The organism is Peribacillus sp. BM1 (assembly GCF_056679975.1).
Window position 1 is genome coordinate 2,962,888 of record NZ_CM155259.1, and the last position, 20,008, is coordinate 2,982,895.

Consider the following 20,008-nt stretch of genomic DNA (forward strand, 5'->3'; position numbering starts at 1 on the left):
ATGTATTAATGGTGAAAGTATGAGCGTATCTCAAAGGATAACCAAAATGGAACTATCACTTATTACGTGAGAGGAAGGGAGAAACGAGTGTGAAACTTTTAGAACAGATTCTAAGTAATCAAAATATGAATGAAGCCTACTTACGTGTCTATAAAAATAAAGGTGCCAGTGGGGTTGATGGAGTTACGGTCGACGAACTGAAACAATATCTGATAGAGCATAAAGCCGAGCTGCGTCAGCGCATCAGAACAAGAAAATACCAACCACAAGCTGCCTTAAGAGTGGAGATTCCAAAAGAAAATGGCAAGATGCGCAAATTGGGAATACCAACAGTAGTGGATAGGGTCGTTCAACAAGCCATTCATCAAGTACTCAGTCCGATATTTGAAAAGCAGTTCAGCGAATTCAGTTATGGTTTTAGACTGAAAAGAAGTTGTGAGATGGCCATTATAAAAAGCTTGGAATTTTTGAATGATGGACACGATTGGGTTATAGATATCGACCTTGAAAGATTTTTCGATACAGTCCACCACGATAAACTCATGCGAATTATTTCTAATACAATAGATGACGGAGATGTCATTTCTCTAATAAGAAAATATCTTGTCAGTGGGGTTATGGTAAATGGGAAATATGAAGAAACACCAGTTGGAACTCCGCAAGGAGGAAACTTAAGCCCATTATTGAGTAATATTATGTTGAACGAACTGGATAAGGAACTAGAAAGTAGAGGACTCCAATTCGTGAGATACGCTGACGATGCCCTTATTTTCGTGAAGAGTGAGAAAGCAGCCAATAGAGTGATGGAATCAATCGTGAGATTTATAGAAAAGAAATTAGGGTTGATAGTCAATGTAGAAAAGAGTAAAATCTCCCGTCCAAAAGATTTGAAATTCTTAGGATTTGGATTTTATTACGATTCTAAGAATGAGAAATATCAAGTAAAACCTCATCTCACATCCATACAAAAACTTCAAAGGAAGCTTCGAAAATTAACAAAGCGAAATTGGAGTGTTCCTCTGGACTACCGAATTCTAAAACTAAAACAGGTCATACTTGGGTGGGTTAATTACTTTAGAATCTCGAATATGAAAAAAACGATGACTGAGATAGATAAGAAGCTTCGCTCTAGAATTAGAGTGATCATCTGGAAGCAATGGAAGGTAGCGAAGAAACAAATCAAATCGCTTGTTCAATTAGGGATTCCGGAGGAAGAAGCGAAAGGATTAACTTTCTGTCGAAAAGGTTACCGGTACATCGGACTATCAAAAGTTGTTCAAAGAGCAATTTCAAACAAAAGACTAAAGCAGAGGGGGCTTCCCTCTGCTTTAGAACATTATCTAAAAGTACACACTGTAATATAAATTGAACCGCCGTATACGGAACCGTACGTACGGTGGTGTGAGAGGGGCGAAAATAGTTAAATTATTTTCCCTCTACTCGATTTATTTTATTTTTCCCTTCCGAATCGTAAAACAGCGCAAGGCTTCTAACCTATGTTTACTAAATACTTGCAGCTGTTTCACGCCTACAATATCATACATTAGACGTATGATATTGTAGTTTTCCCGAAAAAATTCTTTATTGTCAACGAAATGAATGTACAAAAACATCTAAAATCATACATTCAGAAAAACCCTATCTTCTATTAGGGGAGGGTTAGTTGAGAGAACAGTAAATCGTTGACTGTTACTAATTGTCTTGTGAAAGCTAGTACAACGAGAGGTTATGACTATACCTCAAATATAATAACAACCAAGCATACATCCTTTACAAATAGGCAAATACCTACCCCTCATTGAATATGGACACATACACTATTTTGGAAACAATTTGAGGAGGAGATATAAAATGGAAAGACAAGTTGGAGGTTATGGCTACGGCATGGGATATGGCGGTTATCCATCTCATGGCATGGGATATGGCGGTTATCCATCTCACGGCATGGGATATGGCGGTTATCCATCTCATGGCATGGGATATGGCGGTTATCCATCTCACGGCATGGGATATGGCGGTTATCCATCTCACGGCATGGGATATGGCGGTTATCCATCTCATGGCATGGGATATGGTGGTTATCCATCTCACGGCATGGGGTATGGTGGGAATTACTGAGATGGTTCTTGCTAGACACATTAAATAATAATACGGATGCATTACTTAAACCCCTGGAGCCGATCAATAGCTCCTTTTTTTATTATCTGGACGAACCAAAAGAATGAAACCTATTTACATAAACATGGTTTTGATAGTCAGCAATCTTCATTTAATAACCATCTATAAATTAAAGAAGGACGACCTATGACGGTCGTCCTTTTTGTTACTTATTTATTAGCAGAAGCCTCCGTAACCGCCCCCGTAACCGCCCCCGTAACCATAGCCACCGCCGCCGAATCCGGCACCACCGAATCCACCGCCACAACTACATCCAATAATGATTAAGAGGATAAACAATACAATTAACAAGGCAAATCCGCCACCAAATCCACGACCGCCATCACAGCCGCCATCTACACAACCTGACATATACAAACATCTCCTTTTGTATTAAAGGAGGCACTTACTACTTGCATGGGCTAATTAATTATATGTTTAAAATAATGAAATGACACAAATATACGCATTATGATGCACGAATTTTTATTTAATAGGTAATCACCTATTTGGAGTGAAGATAAGCCCATTTACTAAATTAGGGCATAGCACGGAAAGGGGGATACACTCTTTTCCAAAAAAGAATGATCAGCAATCATAATTAAATAACCAGTAAATTTAAAGAAGGGCGCCCATGACGGTCGCCCTTTTTGTTACTTACTTATTAGCAGATGCCTTCGCCAAATCCACCACAGAAGCTAGCACCAATAATAATTAAGAGGATAAACAATACAATTAACAAGGCAAAGCCGCCACCAAATCCACAGCCGCCACCAGCAAAACCTGACATATACAAACATCTCCTTTTGTTTAAAGGAGGCACTTAAATGGGCTAATTTATAGTATGTTTGAAATTAATAAAGTGACACAAATATGCATGAATCAAAGCCCAAAAATTTATTTTGATAAGGATTTCCATCCTTATGTCGAAATTTGCGTTCTATTAATATTTGAAATTGTAAGCGTTTTCTATTAAAATGATAATGGGTTGGATGGCACGTGTGGCCGTCATAGTATCTGGCGTAGGTGGGGCCGATACCAGGGAGAGGGCTTAAATGACATGTCCTTTTTTATTTGTTTAAAACTAGCATTTTTTATGCAGTTGAGAGGTTTCTTCAGATGTGATATATAAAATTATGTATAAACAATAACAATGAAGACGTTAACCCCTTGGTGCTCATGGGGTTTTTAGAACCATTAGAATAGTACAAAAAGTATGGAGAACTAATAGATGCCCCCACTCTATTAATAGAGTGGGGGGCAGCTTTGCATTGAATGAAAACTCATTATGAAAAGCATGTTTGAATAGAACAATGAGTCCGAATTGTAATGAATGTACGAAAGTATACAAAATCATACATTCGAAAAAAAACCTTGTTCAACTGAAGGGGCAGTTTAGTTGAAGAATGATGTTAAACTTGTGTTTAACAATCAAGCAATTTTCTGAAATAACACTCTATAAGTAAATTTTAAGTTATAGCAATACGAATTTAAAAAACCACTCATTCCATGATGGAAAGGTTGTTTCGCTCACGGTTCTAAATCAAGAGAATGGGAAAATGAGGCCCTCCACTATAATTAAAATGGCTGTTGAGCAGTATGAAGAGGTTGGAGGTATATATCAAATACAATGGTTAAATGTCCGGGATAATAAATTTGTTTAATTAACAATAAAGTCGTTTAAAAATAGTATGGTTATTTAAAAATCCCCCATTCGCTAAATTGCTACTTTAGCGAATGGAGGAATAAAATTGACAGAATGGTGGGGAATTTCTGTACATACTGCATAACTCACCAATGACCAACGTAATCCTCAGTTTGGGTGGATCGCGCTGGACTGTATGGTAAACGTTCTGACAATGTTATTGAAGGTAGACAGCCAGTCATTAGTGATAATGCTCCCAATGTAACCATCTGGTCGGATTAACACTAATGTATCACCTGTAATGCCATAAATATTGCTCAGTTTGCCTGTTGTGTCGTCGAGGCGGTTGTTGTCAACTCCGATTCCGTTCCCTACGACGTAGCGATGTAATTCGGCACCACCAATCGGCCAATTCAACTCAGAGAGTGCTTTTACCGCATTGGTTCCGAAGGCTAGCAAGGTGAAGTGTGGACCCTGATAGACATCAAATAATCGGGTTAGACCCCCTGCCCCTACACAAGTTACGTCCGGCGCTCTGTCGCCAACACGTAGAGTTTTAGTAGCAGAGCTATTAGCAGGTGCTAGTGGTCCGCCGTAGTATGAAATTCCGAGTTGTCGTTCCTCATCTCCACGTTTAAGTCCTGAGAGATGTTTATTGTCGATTTTAGAGTAAAGCTCACTAGATTTTCTAAGAACGTGTGCGGCAATTGGCTGCCGTTCTGCTTCGTAACTCTCTAGGAGGTTCTCAGATGCACCTTTTATGACCTGTTGGAGCTTCCAACCGAGGTTATAAGCGTCCTGTATTCCGGTGTTTAGACCTTGGGCGCCAGCTGGTGTATGGACGTGAGCAGCGTCTCCAGCAAGAAAGACCCTGCCAGAACGGTAATGCTCTGCAAGTCGGACATTCGGTCTGAACACTGAGGTCCAAGTAATGTCTTTAAGCTGAAAACCTGTGAGTGTTTGGAACTTGATGGCTAACGCAGTCTCGTCAAATTCTACTGATTCGTCTGGTGTTAGTCGAATCATTATCTGGAACTGGTCGGAGTGTGGTAGAGGACATGCTGCAACCTGTTTCCCGTGTGTACGTGGCCAAATATGCCATCTGTTGCGTGATAGTCCGTTTATCGTGCCATCGATGATAAGTATACGGTCCGCTTCGTTGGTCTCCCCGATGAAACGAATACCTGCAGCCTTGCGGACTGTACTAGAACCGCCGTCAGCTCCTACCAGATACCTACTACGAATTTTCTCTCCAGATGATAGAGTTGTGGTTACCCCGTCGTCATCCTGCTCAAAACCAATAATCGCAGTGTCAAACTCAATATTCAGTCCGAAGCGGTCAAGCATGCGATGTAAGATAGCATCGGTACGATGTTGGGGCAGTAATAGAACATTCGGGTACGGCACATCATGAGTCACCTTTTTTTGTTTTTGCATCCGAAATGGTACAATAATCGGTCCGAAATGGATCCCCATAAGTGGGTAGGTTCCCCCTTCAGCATGAGCTTCTTTCAGTAAGCCAAGGTCTTCAAATATCTCTTGGGTTCTCGGCTGGACTCCCTTCGCACGAGAGCCTTTGAAGGAATGGCATGCCTTGTCTACTAATCGGACACTAATTCCGCGTCGAAGTAAATCTGCAGCTAACGTGGAGCCTGTTGGTCCTGCCCCGGCTATCAGTACATCGATATCGTATTTTTCTGTCAAATGAATCAACCTCCTATTTTTTAAAGTGTGAAATTTAACATTTCATGATTTTCATTTCTACGCATTCTTTTTAATAGCAAACAAGATATTTCAGCCGGTAATGCTTTATATAATCGAATATCCTTATGAAAAAAATTTGACCTACATTCTTTTTTGTTAACTAGAAACAAAATGTTAACTAGAAACAATAATAACTACTACTCATCCCTTTGTCAATATTGTTTCTAGGAAACTAAAATTGTTGCTTGTATTATTTCTTTGGTATAATGGTATTAAGTTACTCAACGGAGGAAAAAATCAATGAATAATAATACAACCCAAAAGCAAAATAAAGAATATTTAATCAAGGAAGTGTGGGAAACTGCAAAAGATTTGCAGTATAAAATACAATCGGAAGATGATGAAGAAAAACAGTGGTTGATACAGAATAGCACTAATCTTGTAGTCACAGAATTAATAAAAGAAATGACTGTTTTGATGCTGCATGTTCTAGATGCAATTGGAAGACTTGAGCCTGTAAACGGCATAACGATTTCAAAACAATTCGGGATATCAAGGGGGAGCATCTCTAAAATTACGAGAAAACTTTTTGAAAAAGAAATAATCATTATGGAAACCCTTCCGGATAACAAAAAAGAAATTCTGTTCCGTACAACGCCATTAGGTAAAGAGATATGTAAATTGCATCTAGATTTGCATCAGCAAATTGATAGCGGAATTAATCGTTTCTTACAACAATATACCGAAGACGAATTGGGAACTACCCTTAAGGTATTAAGTGATGTATTAAGTACTTCTTGGATAAATCCTGCGACAAGCGAGGAAAAAAATACACATAGTCAAGAGGAAGTGCAAACAAATGAAAGGGAAGAGTTAGACACTGGCAAGGTCAGTCATTCATACTCTGTTGCTGAAGAAATGAATGAGATCATGGAAATGCTCAATAAACTAGAATCACGTAACTTAAAAAAAGCAAAAACGATTCTAAATGAAATTTTTTTTTCAGACTATAATGAGTAGAATTAGCTGTGTGAAGTATAAAGGGGGTTTTCCTTATTGAACTAACGGGTGCGATAGCACCATAAAAAGGCTGCCAAATGACGGCCTTTTTAATGTATGAATTTATCTAAAATCATACATTCAGAAAAAAACCTTATTCAACTAACGCAGCAGGTTAGTTTAAGTGTGTTATATAATAAATGGATATCTTTAGTTTGAAAGTCACATGTTAGTACAGGGAGGATTGTATGTGGAGTTTTAGCACTTTTAAAGACATACGTTATTGGATTCTTTTGATACCAGCTATAATTATTTTGGTCTTGTATGTTATTTTTACCCCAGATTATATTCTTGAAAAACCTTACTTTGCACCAATTACACTACTTATAGGTGCAGCTTTATTCTGGTCTATATACCACCTTTGGAAGTATTTTGGTGATAAAAAGAAGAGGGATAATACGGAAGACAGTTGCGATTTGTAACTTGCTTGTTCAAGTATCGGGTGCTTAGTGAAAGAAGGATTTGCATAAAATACCCCTTTTTTATGCAGCTACGAGGCTTCTTCAGAAGCCGAAAATGTTGATTCATCAACCATGTATAAAATCATGTATAAATGATAAATACGAACACAATGAAACCCCTTGAGCGCCAAGGGGTTTCATTGTGTTGTACTTCCCGAAATTGACTTTATGTTAACTAGATTTGTATAAAGTATTCATATTTCCCTTAGAAACCTTGTTCAATTAAAGGGCCATTTAATGTAGCATGAGTCTCAAATGGAACTGGATATTTATGTTAAAGTATATAGAGAAAATTGTGAAGAAATGTACGTAAGCTAACTGGCAGTTTAATAAAACATGAGGTGGCATATTTTGAATAAAAAAATTAAAAAGAGATTGTTATATTTATTACTTGGATTGGTTTTATTGACTTTTTTTTTATATTTTCAAAACAATTCTATTGTAACAACTGAATATAATTTTAGTTCAGATAAGGTTCCACAAAATTTTAAAGGGTATAAAATTGTTCAATTGTCTGACCTACACAGCAAGTCTTTTGGAAATAACCAAAGCGACTTAGTTAAAAAAGTAAAAAAAGTAAAGCCAGATTTAATTGTATTTACGGGGGATTTAATAGACTCAGACAGATATGATGAGAAAATTAGTCTGACGTTGATGGAAAAATTGGCTCAAATCGCTCCGGTTTATTATGTAACTGGAAATCACGAATGGTGGTCTGGAAAATTCAATTCATTAGAGGATAAATTAAAAGATACAGGAGTACAGGTAATGCGAAACACAGTAGAGGAAATAATTATTGGAAATGATAAAATTCAAATTATAGGAATTGATGACCCAGCAAAAGTAAATGAATCCTATGCAGAACGAGCTATAGCTGAAGAAGATATCACGAATTCAATCAAAGGACTCGAAGAAGGAGTGAATTTTAAAATTCTATTATCACATAGGCCTGAATTATTTTCTCTTTATACACAATATGAATTTGATGTTGTTTTTTCAGGTCACGCTCACGGCGGACAGGTTAGAATTCCTTTTATCGGAGGTTTAGTTTCTCCAAATCAAGGGTTGTTCCCGGAATACACTTCAGGAATGCACGAGGTAGATAATACAACGATGATTGTTAATAGAGGACTTGGAAATAGTATTATTCCTTTAAGGGTTTTTAATCGTCCAGAAATAGTTGTTGTGACATTGAAAAGGGTAAACAACTAAGAGTAATTTGATAAGTAGAAAAGATTAAGTCTTATTCAATTAAAGGGCGCTTTAATTAAACAAGCAGCTAAAAGGATCTTCCAGCTGAAGATCCTTTTTCAGTGCCGATAAGCAATTTTATGTAAACTAGGTTTGTATATGATATACAAATTATCTATTTATGATTTTAATATATTTGACCATTAAGATATTAAAATATATGTCTGTCCCTATAGAAATGATGAGATCGAACCAATTGGTCTCATCCAAAGAAAGTGAAGGATCAATAAAGGGGATAATAGTATATCCTACTATCGTTACTACCAGCACAAGGACAAAAAAACGGAGTGTGAGTGGGACATATAAACTTATGTAGCGAAACAAAAACCCCTTCCCATCTCCTCGTTGGTTTATCGTATATGCCATATAAATTCCCACAAGATTGATAACCAGATAAATAATCATAACAATGATGTCTAAGATATTGAAAGGTTGAGTCACCAATAATACCGGATATGTTAATAATTCTAAAGCTAATAAAAAAATACCAATTACTTTATAGAGCCTTTTAGATTTATTGGATAGACTTCCTTCTTTTAAAGCTTGAACAAGACCTTTTAGATTCCAGATGTACATGTGTTATCCCCTTTATGATATCGTAAAAAATACCATTATAACATGGGTTCCTATAAGGGTGATTATGTCAACTCCTCTTGAAATAAAATAAGAGGAGTTTTTTAATCTAGCTTATTAATGAGTGACATCATTTCAAGAAGAAGCCCCCTTCTTCAACTAACACGGCATTTTAGTAAAATAATGGTTTTCATAAGTGTTATAATTAAATTATTATGAAATGTAAAAACACTTGATGAAGGTAAAAATGTTCAACATTGGGGACTTGATTTTTCAGCTATTTGCAATGCTCATACCAGTAGTATTTATTGTTCTTATAGTATTTTTTGTACGCTTTATAAAGAAGAGGAATGAACAACTGAAAAGAATTGAAGAAAAGATAGATGATTTACAAAAAAATAGTAATTTCTAATTGAACAAAGAGGTTACTTTGCTCGAACATCAGGAGCAGGGTTCCTCTTCTTTTCTTATTGTGTTAAAGATTTTAGAAAGATAACTTTTAAAATAAAAAGGGGGAATATTGTGTTTAAAGACTTTAAACACAAGAGTTATTGGACACTTATGCCACCATTTTTAATTACTGCATTACTACTATTTGGCTTCCTTTCTGATGATTATAAGTATTATTCATTTTTAGTAATTATCTTGTTTTGGATTGTATATTATAGTTGGAATTACTATGCGGTTAAAAAGAACAATCATAAAAATTTAGAATAGTTATCTTTAACTAACGGCTGCTTGTGCGGCCGAGTCTAGGTCGTATCATATAGCGGGTGGGATTCCCGTCGAGAAAGAACTAGCCATTCACTCGTAGCGAGTCTTGGAGAGCTAGTGGTAACATTAGCCTTTAAGCGTAGACAGTTAGGTGGCGGGCCGAAAGCCAAATGGTTGAAGGGATTGAGCTCCATAATGTTAGTAAATCGAGAGGGTTGATGCCTTAAGCACAGCAGAAAGCTACATTTTATCCATCGTTAAAGGCAAGAAGGATAGAACCTCTCTGGAGTCAGAGACCTTGGCACGTCACACATTGATATGATACGGCAACTCGGGAGACCCTACCGGTCTTTTCTTTTTTAGAAGAGTATGGTGTACAAGCGATAATAAGCAAGGAAGCCAAATGCCGTTGTAGGGAGTCGGATAGCAGCGTAGTACCAATGAAGTTGGGTAATGCCGATGGAGGAAAGGCTGCTACCAAGTTATCACCCTTACTAGGGACACATTTACTACACGCAGAGGTAGGGATAATAAATGGAAACAAAACTATTAAGGATAGCAGAATTAGCAAAAATCTGAGCGAAAGAGATTAGCTATATTTTGTGAATGGTGACTAGGAGGAGCCGTGTGCGTTAATAGCGCAAGCACGGTTCTGTGAGGGGGGAGGAACACAATCTACCGCAAGGTAGAGAGGTTCCCTTCTACTCGACTAGTGAAAGAAAGAAGAATTAATCGATTTTAAGATTGAGATCATGTTCTAGTTATTCCATAATCGGGCGCTTTTCTGTAACAAGGAACAGCGCTTATTTCCATTATAGCGCCAGATTGTGGAGGAGCTTTTTCAGGCAATAAGATATACGCATAATAAAATAAAGAAAAAATGTTATAAGAAATATGTGGTGATTAATTAAATAAAAGGGCAAGATATTTTAATGTGGTGCTTTCATACACATTAAACATGTGGTATTATTAAGAACGAATGTTCTGTACGCTAAAACGAACCATTAGTAAATGAGAGTTTTGATAATGTTTTTTCAGCAATCGGGCTATTTTTAATGAAATAAAGTACTTAAAGAAAAGTGGGATATTTAGCGACATTTAATGAAAAACTTAATTGGTATGGCATTCTTGCCAGTAATTCCCATGGGAGGTAATAAAAAATGGCATTCACATCCAAAAATATCTTTATCAATTTATCAGTAAAAGACGTGAACAAGTCCACCAATTTTTTCAAGGAGATAGGTTTTGAGTTCAACCCACAATTCTCCGATGAGACCACATCTTGTATGATCATCAGTGACAATATCTTTGCTATGATAATGATTGAAGAACGATTCAAAGGATTTAGTAAGAAGGAAATTGTGGATACTATTACTTCTGCCGAAGCAATTCTCAGCTTTTCAGCTGAAAGTCGGGATCAAGTGGATGAGATAGTAAATAAGGCACTGTCATCTGGTGGTAAATCTTTTAGTGAGCCTCAAGATCATGGATTTATGTATATATGGGGGTTTCAGGATTTAGACGGTCATTTATGGGAAGTTGCTTATATGGATGAAAGTGCAATTAATCAAGAATAAACTTTAAGGTTTAGAGTTAGTTTATTCAGGTTTAATATTCTAAGGGGTGATGCCTTAAAAGGTATCACCTTTTTTTTTAGTGCGCCAGGCATGGCGACTATCTAGGTGGTGAAAGTCCACTGTGGGGGTACACATCAACTAACCACTAGAGAAGCGCAAGGTACTTATCGCGAGGTAAGGGCTGAAGGAAGCGTGTATCAAAATCTTGGCTCAACGAACAGAAATCTGATACCAAGGCTTTATAGATGGATAAGGCTCCTAAACAAGTCAAAGTCCAAAAGATGTGCGTAATCCTATAAAGTAAATCAGGTGAGTAAAAGAGGAAAGATAGTTGCCTTACCCTGGGAGGTCTCACGGACAGCTGAGGAGTCCCCTATAAAGAAAGCTGGTCGGAAAAGGTTTATCGTGAGAAGTCAGCCGAAGCCATAGTAATGATGAAAATCATGAAGGGCTGAACAATTTATAGTGTTTCTACACCATGATTGCACGAAAGATAAACTTCTGAATGTGTTAATGAGGAAAGTATGAGCGTATCTCAGAGGATACTCAAAAGAGAAGTGTCTTATCGTCACGTGAAAGGAAAGGAAGAAACGAGTGTGGAGCTCTTAGAAGAAATCCTAAACAATCAAAATATGAATCAAGCCTATAAGCGAGTGTACCGTAATAAAGGCACGAGTGGAATAGACGGAGTGACTGTGGAAGATTTGAAGGTACACCTAAGGGAACATAAGGATGAACTGCGGGATCAAATTCGGAAAAGGAAATACCAACCAACGCCGGCATTACGAGTCGAGATTCCAAAACAAAATGGAAAAATGCGTAAACTAGGTATTCCAACAGTTGTCGACAGAGTGGTACAACAAGCAATTAGCCAAATACTCGGCCCCATATTCGAAAAACAATTCAGCGAATACAGCTATGGTTTCCGACCAAGAAGAAGCTGTGAAATGGCAATTATCCAGGCTTTGGAATATATAAATGACGGACATGAATGGTTAGTAGATATTGACTTAGAGCGATTCTTTGATACAGTTCATCACGACAAGCTGTTGAGAATCATCTCCCATACGATTAAAGATGGAGATGTGATTTCCCTCATACGGAAATATCTTATAAGTGGTGTGATGGTCAATGGAAAGTATGAAGCTACACCAGTAGGAACACCGCAAGGTGGCAACCTTAGTCCACTTTTAAGCAATATTATGTTGAATGAACTGGATAAGGAAATGGAGGCAAGAGGACTGCGTTTCGTAAGATACGCAGATGATAGCCTTATTTTCGTCAAAAGTGAGAAAGCAGCAAACAGAGTACTTCCTTCCATTACAAAATTTATCGAGAAGAAATTGGGATTGAAAGTGAATACGGAGAAAAGTAGAATCTCAGGACCTAGTAAAACAAAATTTCTAGGATTCGGTTTCTATTATGATTCTACTAAGCAGAGGTTTCTACCAAGACCACATGGAAAGTCGATTCAGAAATTTCAAAGGAAACTTCGCCAGCTAACAAAAAGAAACTGGGGCATCTCACTTGATGACAGAATCATCAAGTTGAAACAAGTCATTTTGGGTTGGACCAACTATTTCAAGATAGCCAACATGAAGAAAATTCTTGGAACAATAGACGCAAAGCTCCGTTCTAGAATTCGGGTAATTATTTGGAAGCAGTGGAAGAACAATAAAAAGAGAATAAAGTTTCTCGTTCAGCTTGGCATACCAAAGGAGGAAGCCAAAGGTTTAACCTACTGTAGAAAAGGTTACCGATTCATTGGATTATCGAAGGTCGTACAAAGAGCCTTGTCTAACAAGCGACTAAGGCAAAGGGGAATCCCCTTTGTCTTAGACCACTATCTAAAAGTACACACTGAAATATAAATTGAACCGCCGTATACGGAACCGTACGTACGGTGGTGTGAGAGGGGCGGAAAGTTATTAACTTTCCCTTCTACTCGATTCTTTTACAGATTAGAAATATCTGAAGTAATGGACTTAAAGTAAAGGGGGCTTGATTTGAATAAGATTTAAGCAATGATCTTCAACAATCGGGCGCTTTAATGGAAGATGGATCACAGAAATGATCAATCTTTGTTATAAAAGAATGATTCACTGGGATATATTAAGAGCGTGTTTTGATCAATCTTTTTTCAAAACACGCTCTTTCCTTTTGTCCATTTATTAAAGTAATTAGTATCAATTAGATCGAAAACTATTACAAACCTACACTATAAGAGATTCATAACCGGGTGGCAGGTTATCTTAAAGCAATGTATGGAGATATTGGTGATTGTACCTTAGCAGATCATCAAGATTACTTATACTGGAAAAGTTGTTAAGCTAGGTAGGAGCAGGAGGCTGATAGGATTCTGTTTTTTTATTGCCACAAAAGAGGTACCAGTACATATAAGACGGGTTATATGTACTCTGTTCTTTTCGAAAGTCTCTGTTAAAGTTTTTTCTTAACCCCAATAAAAAAAGTACCCGATTAATCGGATACATACTTAATGATTCCATGTAAATAAACGGAGTATTCTCGCTGCACATACTCCCTTAATTTAATTTTTCCTTCTCTTTCTAATTCTTTAACCCATTCTTCAATCTTATTTTTATCTTCTTTAGTATTCTTAGGAATTTCTAGTGAAAATAAATTACCTTGATGAGTACTCTGAATCATTTTTAATAGTTTCTCTTTATTCATTGAGGCATCCCCTTTATCAACTCTTAGAACAAATAAAAAACTAAATGTTGCTCTGGATTTATTATACCCGATTAAACATATATGAAAAGTGAAAAACGAGAATTTATTCTTGTTATCTATGAGAATCTGTTACATGTCCATGTTAATTCATTATTTTTCAGGAAGGTTCATTTAAATGGTGCCGATTATCGCTATTTGAGTTATGTAATCCCTTTACTAGCAGATGTGCAAGATGGATATTTATCCTTATTGTCACTGTCAAGAAACAGTTGTTCTTTACGGTTAAGAGCAAGGGTACCTGGTGAAAGTAAATCTTAGTTATGACTAACTAAACTCCCTTGCTCAATATCAATATATTTCACTTAATATTCATTTGTGATGCTTCGAGTAGTCTTTAGGCGCGGTCTTTATTTAGATGTTTTATTGGATAAAGGCTTCAAGCATACTTCGGGCGGCAGCACTACAGCATGTAAGAAAGGGAAGAGCGTCCTTTCTAACAAGCTATACGTGTCGCTTCGGCATTAAATGGTCCGATAACCACGGTTTGTACGGCTAGCGCCTACATTCCGTATGTTCCTGTACCATTTACGGTTCCCGCCATACCGAACGAGCCGAACAGCTAAAGATCAAAGAGATAAAGACGAAAGGAATGCAGCCATCCGGCTTCTTTTTATTTTATTTTATTTTTCCCTTTTGCCTTCCGAATCGTAAAACAGCGCAAGCCTTCTAACCTTCCAGCCGGTAGGACACCCGAACCTTTCCGGCAGGAAGCTAAGAAGCCTAGTCAATCGGTCAAGGGGCACAAAAATTTTTTATTAAAAACGCTTCGCAACATAAAAAACTTTTGCGCTCAGATCGCCCTTGACCCATTGCCTATGCGTGTTTTTCGTTCTACTTGCAAAAGGGGAAAAATAATCCCCCTTTGGGGAACAGACTTCGCTTCGAAAGACAAAAAGAAAAACTTAAAACCCCCAATTCATTTAAAAAAACCTTCAGGAGGTAGGACAAGCCCAAAAGGCCAGACCGAAAATCATTAGAACAGAAATGTACACAATCACAACCACAAAGAAGTGTTTTTAATGGAATTAAACCCAATTTTTGAAGTGGTACGAATTAAACAGGAAGTCAGGGAAACGTCAGAGCCATTTTCATCCTATCGGATTGTATCACCAGACGATGTGCAAGAATTAGCGGCTTCATTTATCGCGGATGTGGATAGAGAAGTATTTCTTGTGATGATGCTCAACACCAAAAATCAGGTTATAGGGCTTCATAGAGCACATGTAGGGAGTTTGAATGCGAGCATAGTCCATCCGCGTGATGTCATGAAAAGCGCTATTCTAAATAATGCCGCATCCATTATTGTCAGCCATCAGCACCCATCTGGTGACCCCAATTGAAACAAAGTTATACTGTTTATAAAAAGTCGTATCGTTTTGAAGAAAGTTTAACCGTTTATAAAAAAGATGAACCTGAATTATTCACACTCCGATTTTTCTTATTTAACTATTGGGAGATTAGTCGAAGCAAGGTTCCATTGAAATAGCCTTATTAGCTCTAGATTTCAATGGAGGATTGATAAAAAAAATATTTTAATTCTCATCTTGATACATAGTTAAAATTTCTTCAGCTTGTTTACATAATCCAACTATTAATTCCTTTGGTTCTAAAATTCGTGCATGACTTCCAAGTCTCAAAAATAATGATGTTATAAAACTAAGTTCACCTTTATCAATGATTGTATCTATATATCCAGTTCCATCCTCTTGTGTAACTACAAAACCATCAAAATAAGGAACACTTTTACATTGACGGACACCTTCCATTGTTAAGCGTATATGCAGTCGAATCGGGTTTTTTACTTCATGAGAGTTGAACCATTCTTTTAAATTCATGAATTCATCTTCACTTTTTTCAGTGGATAAGATTGAAAGAATGCGATCTACACGATACATTAATATTTTTTTCTTATGATAATCGTAAGCAGGCAAATACCATAATCCATCATGAGCATATACACCGATAGGACGAATATGTTTTTTTCTCATACCTGATTTAGATTCATATTGAATGTGTAAATTTCTATTCTCAATAGAATGCTCTAAAACATCTTTTAAAAATGGGGCATCAATGGTTCTTTTAGGATTCCAAAAAGCAATATAAGAATGAATTTTATCCACTTTTATTTTAGCTTCACCCTGAAGTGAACTATATAATTTATGTGCAACCGAGGTAATTTCAGCATCAAAAGGCAAGTTACGATAGTAATTTAAAGATTGAAAAGCAAAGAAGATTGAAATCGCTTCTTCTTCTGTAAATAGAATAGGGGGAAGAAGTCTACTTGTTAATACGGTATACCCCCCATTCCGTCCTTGTTCAGCGTAAATTGGCAATCCCATATCACATAAATCTAATATATATCTATGTACAGTACGAATGGATATCTGGAATTCATCTGCTATTTCTCGTGCTGTAAATTTTTTTTTAGCAGTAACAAACATAAGAATATCTAATAGACGCTTGGCTTTTGACATTTTTCTCACCTTTTTTTATTTAATCATGCCATTACTTGTCATGTTTTACAGATAGTATAGTTTATACCTTATGATTTTATCAACAAGGGATATTCTATAAGATAAAAGGAGATAAAAGTATGGCCATTAACGAAAGACCAAGAAGAATAATTTTAGATTTAGCAGTTACTTTAGATGGATTTATTGAAGGGCCGAAAGGGGAAGTTGACTGGTGCGTTATGGACCCTGATATGGGGTTCATTGATTTTTTAAATCATATTGATACGATACTATATGGAAGAAATAGCTACGATTTATGGGGGCAATATACTCCCAATAATGAAGGTTCTGATACCGAAAAAGAACTGTGGAATATAGTTCATAGTAAAGAAAAATATGTGTTTTCGAGAACGCAACAAGAGACTGATAAAAAAGCAAATTTCATAAATGATAATATTCTTGAAGAAGTAAATAAATTGAAGATCAAACCTGGTAGAGACATCTGGTTATATGGTGGGTCAAGCCTTATTACAACTTTTATAAATTTAGGGCTGGTTGATGAATTTAGGTTATCTGTTCACCCTGTTATTTTAGGGGAAGGAAAACCTTTGTTTATTGACATAAAGGAGAGATTGAATCTAAGCCTAGTTGATACAAAAAGATTTTCCTCTGGCGTTGTTCAACTTTGCTATCATTTTAGTGAAGAGTGATTGATAAGCATCATGATATGCTTAATCCAGGGTGAAAATAAATTTCTTCTTCAACTAATAGAGTTTGTGGAATAAGGATCATTGAAAGGATCAAACTTTTTTATAAAAAATTCATATTTAAATAAAAAGAGTAACTCCATTTTAATATGTACCCTTTGTAAAGGACATTTTAAAAGAGAGCCTACGCAACATTTAGAAGATGATTTCTGTATTGAACAGGGGTCATCTTCTTTAAATTCCATTGATATCTAAAGTTGTTATAGTATCTCATATAGGATTTAATTTCCTTTTTAAGTTCTTCAAGATTATCACAAGACTTTATATAAGCTTCATCTTTAAAATGGCCAAAAAATGATTCCTGTGGGGCATTATCCCAACAATTCCCTCTTCGGGACATTGATTGCCCTAACTTACATTTCTTCACCATTTTTTGAAATATAGAACTGGTATAATGCGATCCTTGATCTGAGTGAATAAATGCATCAGGCGCTAACGTTACTTTTCTATTATTCTTCAACTTAAGCAGTGTGTCCGTGGCGATGTCTAAGGTGATACGATCAGATACGTTATAAGCTAAAATTTCATTAGTTGATCCATCCTTAATCGTTGATAAATAGGCTTTCTTACCTTTCCCATAAAATAAGTAGGTGATATCTGTAAGCAATACTTTTCCGGGGATACCTTGTTTAAAATGTCTTTTTAATAAGTTGGGTAGAACGGTATGTTCTTGAGTAGCTTTCATCATTCGCCTATATGGATTGGCTTTCCTAATGGGACAGACAATATTATACTTCTTCATAATTCGTCGAATGCGCTTTAAGTTATAGACCGTCTTAAATTGACTTTCTAAGGTCATTTTGATTTGCCTAGCCCCTTTTTTACGGTTTTTAAACCGATAGGCTTTCAAGATAATTTCTTTAATCAGCTCGTCTTGTTTATCTCTTTGTTTCCTTCGTTCTTGTGATTGTACAGTGAAGTAATTATAATATCCAGACCGTGATACACCGGCTATTTTACATAAATAACTGACCATATTTTTTAATTGGTATTTCTCAATTATAGAATGAATCATTAAGAATGTTTGTTCAGCTGATATTGTTATTTCTTCCTCTTTAACCTTCTTTCCGCCATATCGATCTTTTTTAGCAATTCATTCTCAGCTTTCAATAAATTATTTTGAGCCTCAAGTCGAGCATATTTTTCTTCCAGTGAAAGCTCTCTTTCATTCGGTCGACCTGAATGTCCTTTTCTTGTATCTTGTAAACCATCTATTCCACTTTCTTGATAAGCAGCACGCCATCTACTAGTGGATGATCTAATTCGTCTTAGTCCAATAATATCAATATCAAAGCCACTCTCTTCAAATATTTTCCTTGGGAGCTTCTTATTATCATACTCTGCGATAAAAAGACGTTTGAATTCATCGGTATAGGTAATTCCCTTAGAACTTACTGACTTGACATAAGGGTTAGTCGATAATGTTTTAATCTCTTTCTCTGTAAATGTCTTTTTACTCATTCTTAAAATTTCCCCAATCCCTTTTTTCTCATTATACAAAAAAGTACCCTATAGCTAGACTCTTTTTTATAAGTGTCTACTCTATAGGGTACATATTATTTTAATGGTGGCTCTCTTTATGGTAGTGGTTGCTCGTAGTTTGTATGGATAATATAAGATATATAGATACAAATTTTATTACGAATATAAAATTATGAGAATTAAATCATCTTAAACGAACGGGTGCTTATGTTGTAGAAGAATAACTAACAAAACACACTCATTTGCTGCGCAGTACAATAATACTATTCAATAGAAAATGATATTCAACAAAAGGGCGCTTTTCCTGAGTAAAGAAAGTGTCCTTTTCTTTGTCTTTCAAGGTTTCTCGTAGTTTGGTAATTAGTTATTGTCTGTGATTGTTGAATAACTTGAGTATGAAAATTCCTCTCTTTGAACATAATAAAATCTAGATTAATGGATTTAAATAGTAGGAGAGTGAAAGAGTCATGTTATTATCAGAAGCATGGAAAAAGTATCAACAAGATAAAAAAGTTGAAGGATATTCACCACTTACATTAAAAACATATTGTTTTCAATATAATCTCTTGTTACGATTTTTTGGTGATATTGACATGAGTGAAATTACTACTGAGAAATTAAAAGAATATCTAATACAGGTAGGAGATCACTTAAAGCCATCTAGTTTAGGGCATAGGGTTCGTTGCATTAAATCACTATTCAAATGGACACATGAAGAAGGCTATATCCCTAAAAATCCTGCTGCTAAATTAAAAGAGCCGAAATTAGGTAAAAGAATTCCAAAGTTCCTTTCAGAACTAGAGATAGAACATTTAAGAGAGGCTTGTCATACAACAATGGAGAATGCGCTGTTTGAGTTTATGTATTCGACTGGATGCCGTATTGGGAAGTTGTAAAATTAAATCGTGATAATATTAATTTCTCTACGAATTCAGTCATTGTACATGGGAAAGGTGATAAAGAAAGGGAAGTGTACTTTAATACTCGTTGCTCCATTTGGATAGAAAGGTATCTAGATGAGCGAGGTGATGAGGATCCCTGTTTGTTTATTACGGAAAGAAGACCATACAGGCGTATGAGTATTGATAATCTGAGATATATTATCAAACGCATATCAAATCGTGCTGGGATAAAAAAGAGTATTCATCCTCATCAATTACGACACAGCTATGCTACACATATGATTAATAACGGAGCGCCACTTGAAGTGATCCAGAGCTTGCTTGGTCATGAGAAGAGTGAGACCACAAAAATATATGCCCAGCTAAGTGGGAAGTTGAGGCACGATTTTTATAGTAAATATTTTTAAAACTTTAACCGAAATCGAGGCATGCATATATAAAGGCGTGTCTTTCTATTATCGGGCCAGATTGTGCGGGAACACTTAGCTGGAATCCGGGTTAAACTTAAGAAT

17 protein-coding genes and 1 pseudogene are annotated in these 20,008 nt (G+C 36.3%); 11 read left to right on the top strand and 7 right to left on the bottom strand.

The annotated features are described in order from the left end of the window. The first annotated feature begins 89 nt into the window (after positions 1-89). On the top strand, positions 90-1,364 hold the full coding sequence (gene ltrA, locus AC1MGI_RS14310) for a group II intron reverse transcriptase/maturase (protein WP_480345829.1): 1,275 nt from the start codon (positions 90-92) through the stop codon (positions 1,362-1,364). Between the two features lie 487 nt (positions 1,365-1,851). Further along, on the top strand, positions 1,852-2,118 hold the full coding sequence (locus AC1MGI_RS14315) for a hypothetical protein (protein ID WP_480345830.1): 267 nt from the start codon (positions 1,852-1,854) through the stop codon (positions 2,116-2,118). A 216-nt stretch (positions 2,119-2,334) separates the two neighbouring features. Here AC1MGI_RS14315 and AC1MGI_RS14320 read toward each other — a convergent pair whose 3' ends face one another. The 3 genes from AC1MGI_RS14320 to AC1MGI_RS14330 form a co-directional block, all read right to left on the bottom strand. After that, on the bottom strand, positions 2,335-2,529 hold the full coding sequence (locus AC1MGI_RS14320; RefSeq protein ID WP_480345831.1) for a YjcZ family sporulation protein: 195 nt from the start codon (positions 2,527-2,529) through the stop codon (positions 2,335-2,337). A 292-nt stretch (positions 2,530-2,821) separates the two neighbouring features. Then, entirely contained in the window at positions 2,822-2,947 is a 126-nt protein-coding gene (locus tag AC1MGI_RS14325; protein ID WP_480345832.1) for a YjcZ family sporulation protein, read from the bottom strand. Between the two features lie 1,023 nt (positions 2,948-3,970). Further along, positions 3,971-5,506 carry an FAD-dependent monooxygenase gene (locus tag AC1MGI_RS14330; RefSeq protein ID WP_480345833.1) on the bottom strand — a complete coding sequence of 512 codons (1,536 nt, stop codon included), beginning with the start codon at positions 5,504-5,506 and terminating at the stop codon, positions 3,971-3,973. Positions 5,507-5,806: 300 nt separating this feature from the next. On the opposite strand from AC1MGI_RS14330, the gene AC1MGI_RS14335 reads away from it, so the two are divergent. From AC1MGI_RS14335 to AC1MGI_RS14345, 3 genes are all read left to right on the top strand, one after another. Further along, on the top strand, positions 5,807-6,526 hold the full coding sequence (locus AC1MGI_RS14335) for a MarR family transcriptional regulator (protein ID WP_480345834.1): 720 nt from the start codon (positions 5,807-5,809) through the stop codon (positions 6,524-6,526). A 227-nt stretch (positions 6,527-6,753) separates the two neighbouring features. Then, complete coding sequence (locus AC1MGI_RS14340; RefSeq protein WP_480345835.1) at positions 6,754-6,987, top strand: permease; 234 nt, start codon at positions 6,754-6,756, stop codon at positions 6,985-6,987. A 390-nt stretch (positions 6,988-7,377) separates the two neighbouring features. Continuing rightward, positions 7,378-8,238 (top strand): metallophosphoesterase, encoded by an 861-nt coding sequence (locus tag AC1MGI_RS14345; RefSeq protein ID WP_480345836.1) that lies wholly within the window; start codon positions 7,378-7,380, stop codon positions 8,236-8,238. Between the two features lie 150 nt (positions 8,239-8,388). On the opposite strand, the gene AC1MGI_RS14350 is transcribed toward AC1MGI_RS14345, so the two are convergent. Continuing rightward, on the bottom strand, positions 8,389-8,853 hold the full coding sequence (locus AC1MGI_RS14350; RefSeq protein WP_480345837.1) for a hypothetical protein: 465 nt from the start codon (positions 8,851-8,853) through the stop codon (positions 8,389-8,391). Positions 8,854-10,724: 1,871 nt separating this feature from the next. On the opposite strand from AC1MGI_RS14350, the gene AC1MGI_RS14355 reads away from it, so the two are divergent. Both AC1MGI_RS14355 and ltrA (AC1MGI_RS14360) read left to right on the top strand, forming a co-directional pair. After that, positions 10,725-11,141 carry a VOC family protein gene (locus tag AC1MGI_RS14355; protein ID WP_480345838.1) on the top strand — a complete coding sequence of 139 codons (417 nt, stop codon included), beginning with the start codon at positions 10,725-10,727 and terminating at the stop codon, positions 11,139-11,141. Between the two features lie 596 nt (positions 11,142-11,737). Then, complete coding sequence (ltrA, locus tag AC1MGI_RS14360; protein WP_480349764.1) at positions 11,738-13,012, top strand: group II intron reverse transcriptase/maturase; 1,275 nt, start codon at positions 11,738-11,740, stop codon at positions 13,010-13,012. A gap of 607 nt (positions 13,013-13,619) precedes the next feature. Here the strand turns inward: ltrA (AC1MGI_RS14360) and AC1MGI_RS14365 are convergent. Then, positions 13,620-13,832, bottom strand: a complete 213-nt coding sequence (locus tag AC1MGI_RS14365) for a hypothetical protein (RefSeq protein ID WP_480345839.1) — start codon at positions 13,830-13,832, stop codon at positions 13,620-13,622. A 1,079-nt stretch (positions 13,833-14,911) separates the two neighbouring features. Here AC1MGI_RS14365 and AC1MGI_RS14370 point away from each other — a divergent pair. Together AC1MGI_RS14370 and AC1MGI_RS14375 are read left to right on the top strand one after the other, a co-directional pair. Beyond that, entirely contained in the window at positions 14,912-15,232 is a 321-nt protein-coding gene (locus tag AC1MGI_RS14370; protein WP_480345840.1) for a JAB domain-containing protein, read from the top strand. After that, positions 15,229-15,378 (top strand): hypothetical protein, encoded by a 150-nt coding sequence (locus AC1MGI_RS14375; RefSeq protein WP_480345841.1) that lies wholly within the window; start codon positions 15,229-15,231, stop codon positions 15,376-15,378. The genes AC1MGI_RS14370 and AC1MGI_RS14375 overlap by 4 nt, the downstream gene beginning before the upstream one ends. 46 nt (positions 15,379-15,424) lie before the next feature. On the opposite strand, the gene AC1MGI_RS14380 is transcribed toward AC1MGI_RS14375, so the two are convergent. Further along, the gene (locus AC1MGI_RS14380) at positions 15,425-16,366 is read right to left on the bottom strand and encodes a helix-turn-helix transcriptional regulator (protein ID WP_480345842.1); all 942 of its coding nucleotides are present in this window, start codon (positions 16,364-16,366) and stop codon (positions 15,425-15,427) included. 119 nt (positions 16,367-16,485) lie between these two features. Between AC1MGI_RS14380 and AC1MGI_RS14385 the strand changes: the two genes are divergently transcribed. Then, a complete protein-coding gene (locus tag AC1MGI_RS14385) occupies positions 16,486-17,055 on the top strand; it encodes a dihydrofolate reductase family protein (RefSeq protein ID WP_480345843.1) in 570 nt (189 codons plus the stop codon). 181 nt (positions 17,056-17,236) lie between these two features. On the opposite strand, the gene AC1MGI_RS14390 is transcribed toward AC1MGI_RS14385, so the two are convergent. Then, a protein-coding gene (locus tag AC1MGI_RS14390; protein WP_480345844.1) for an IS3 family transposase occupies positions 17,237-18,573 on the bottom strand; the annotation gives its coding sequence in 2 pieces (ribosomal slippage) (positions 17,237-18,180 and positions 18,180-18,573; 1,338 coding nt in all). A 488-nt stretch (positions 18,574-19,061) separates the two neighbouring features. On the opposite strand from AC1MGI_RS14390, the pseudogene AC1MGI_RS14395 reads away from it, so the two are divergent. Beyond that, positions 19,062-19,903, top strand: a pseudogene (locus tag AC1MGI_RS14395) (tyrosine-type recombinase/integrase). Positions 19,904-20,008: the final 105 nt, after the last annotated feature.